At 62.8% G+C, this 2709-nt stretch carries 3 protein-coding genes and 1 pseudogene; all 4 read right to left on the bottom strand.

The genetic code is table 11. The features are described 5' to 3' along the window. Positions 1-122: 122 nt before the first annotated feature. Entirely contained in the window at positions 123-704 is a 582-nt protein-coding gene (locus EN969_RS25720; protein ID WP_013529179.1) for a CarD family transcriptional regulator, read from the bottom strand. A 367-nt stretch (positions 705-1071) separates the two neighbouring features. Beyond that, positions 1072-1410, bottom strand: coding sequence for a ferredoxin FdxA (gene fdxA / locus EN969_RS25715; protein WP_013529180.1), 339 nt, complete (start codon positions 1408-1410; stop codon positions 1072-1074). 234 nt (positions 1411-1644) lie between these two features. Then, positions 1645-2031, bottom strand: a complete 387-nt coding sequence (locus tag EN969_RS25710) for an RNA-binding S4 domain-containing protein (RefSeq protein WP_013529181.1) — start codon at positions 2029-2031, stop codon at positions 1645-1647. 16 nt (positions 2032-2047) lie between these two features. Next, positions 2048-2709: pseudogene (locus tag EN969_RS25705) on the bottom strand (helicase); the annotation flags it as partial.

The following is a 2709-nucleotide window of genomic DNA, read 5'->3' as shown; positions in this document are numbered from 1 at the left end:
ATGCAGCACGCTGGTGCGCAGGGCCTACCAACATCGAAGCTGCCGCCCGAAAGCAAAAGAGGCCCCGGTCAAACCGGAGCCTCCAATCGTTTCACGCAGGATTTCTCGAAAGGTGAGAAAGATCAGGCAGCTTCTTCCTGCTCGGCCTCTTCATTGTCGGCCTTGGCGCCACGCTTAGGGCCCTTGTTGAGGTTGACCTCGATTAGGCGCACGGCTTCGGTTTCCGACATGCGGTTGACGGCCGCGATCTCGCGGGCCATGCGGTCGAGCGCCGCCTCGTAGAGCTGACGCTCGGAATAGGACTGCTCCGGCTGGTTGTCGGCGCGGTAGAGGTCACGCACGACTTCCGAGATCGAGATCAGGTCGCCCGAATTGATCTTCGCATCATATTCCTGGGCGCGGCGCGACCACATGGTGCGCTTGACGCGGGCGCGGCCCTGCACGACCTTCAGCGCGCGCTCGACATAATCCTCTTCCGACAGCTTGCGCATGCCGATGGAGGTCGCCTTGGCGACCGGCACCTTCAGGCGCATCTTGTCCTTCGAGAAGTCGATGACGAACAGTTCCAGCTTGTGTCCAGCAACTTCCTGCTCGTCGATCGAGACGATCTGGCCGACGCCATGCGCCGGGTAGACGATGTACTCGCCGGTCTTGAAACCGTGACGCGCAGCGGTGGACTTCTTCTGCGGGGTGATCGTTGCCATTGCGCACTGAACTCCTTGTTGTGGTACCGGCGTCCTGCCGGCCCGAACTCGCGCGATCGGAGAAACCGACCGTTAGCCGCACAACAGATGAACCCATCGGAAAAGCCGGACCGGCAAACCGCAACATCGCGACCGCCTGGCCCAGATCGCTCTGGTCCGAATGGGATTTTCACCTTTCAGTGATTTGGGGCGTCTGCGCCATAAATCGACGTTGTGTCACCGGCATGTTTCGCTGATGTAACACAAAAAGTCGGAAGAATCAAGGTTTTGCTGCATACGTGAAGGCCACAACCCGGCGCCGGCTGTCAAGCCGGTTAATGTGACGTGCCTCTTACCCTGCGTAATACCGGCCTTTCCGGCCGTATTGTCAATCGCCTTCGCCGGGCTCGGCGGAGAAGTATTTCTCGAACTTGCCGGCCTCGCCGTCGAAGGATTTCGCGTCTGCCGGCGGTTCCTTCTTGGCGGTGATGTTGGGCCATTTCTCGGCATATTCGGTATTGACCTGCAGCCATTTGTCGAGGCCGGGCTCGGTGTCGGGCTTGATCGCGTCGGCCGGGCATTCCGGCTCGCAAACACCGCAGTCGATGCACTCGTCGGGATGGATGACGAGCATGTTCTCGCCTTCGTAGAAACAATCGACCGGACAGACCTCGATGCAGTCCATGTATTTGCATTTGATGCAATTGTCGGTCACGACATAGGTCATCGGTCGGCTCCGGGACGTCCCATTTTGTTGGGCTTTTTCCGTCAGGTAACGCCTTTGGCCGCTGCTTGCAAGGGCAGCCATTCCTGTCGGCATCAGCGTTTCGAAATGGAATTCCAGGCAGCCGGCGCCCCAGAGGCCGGCGACCTCATGCAGGGCTTCCTGTTTGCCGGGTTCAGTTTTGCTTCAAACACGTCGTTATCCTGGCAAGCGCCGCCTGTTTTTGGACGCCAGGCATCAATCTTCGCCGAGCAATCGGTCGGTCTGGCGACGTTCCTTCTTGGTCGGGCGGCCGCTGCCGGCCTCGCGCAGCCCCGGAATTGCATCGGGAGGGGCTTCGCCCTTCGGTGCGGGCGGTGGCGACATATCCTCGTAGAGCGTACGGGCTTCCTCGGCCGGGCCGCGTCGCGCACCCGCGCCGAGGACCTTCCAGATGAAGATGCGCCGCTCGAGCGTGATGGTCAGGACGTCGCCTGGCTTGACCTGATCGGAAGCCTGCGCTGCTTTGTCGCGATTGATGCGGACCCGGCCGGCGACGACCAGTTTCGCCGCCAGCGAGCGCGATTTCACGACGCGGGAGAAGAACAGCCATTTGTCGATGCGCTGGCGGCCTTCGGCAACCATCGAAGCGAGCCGGGTTCTACTTCTTCAATTGGTCGCGCAGAGCGGCGAGCTTGGCGAAGGGCGAATCCGGATCGAAACGCACCGGGCGCTCCTCGCGCGGCTTTGGCTGGAAGGCGGGCTTGCCGCCTTGCGGACCACCCTTGCCATCCGGCCTGCCACCCTTCCAGTCGGGACGGCCTTCGCGGCGGTCGGGACGCTCGCCCTGCGGCCTGTCACGTCGCTGTTCGCCTTCGGCCTGCGGCTTGGGTTTGAACTTCGAGCGGTCGAAGCGCGGCTTGCCGGCTCCATCGCGCCGTCCTTCATGGGCCGGACGCTCTCCGGGTGCAGCGGCGTTCGGTGCGCCGGCGTCCGCAGGCGCATCGCTTCGGCCGCGCGCTTGTCCGTTGCGTGGGCGATTGTTCCTGCGGTTGTCGTCGCGGTTGCGCGGGCGCTGTTCGAAACGACCCTGACGCCACAACAGGATGGGTTTTGGCGCTTCGGCTTCCGGGGCGGGTTCCCCGGTGGCTGCTTCAGTCACCGTCACGGGTTCGTCCGGCGCGGCGTCCGTTGCCGGCGCGGCATTTGACACCAGCTCGGCCGGTGCAACTTCTTCTGCCGCTGCGGCTTCAGTCTCGGCAGCTTCAGCCTCTGCCTGCGGTTCAACCGGTGTCGGTTCAGCAGCAGCCTCGGCAACAGGCG

It is taken from the genome of Mesorhizobium sp. M7A.F.Ca.CA.003.01.2.1 (assembly GCF_003998945.1).
Classification (GTDB): domain Bacteria; phylum Pseudomonadota; class Alphaproteobacteria; order Rhizobiales; family Rhizobiaceae; genus Mesorhizobium; species Mesorhizobium ciceri.
This window is presented reverse-complemented; position numbering and strand designations above follow the sequence as displayed.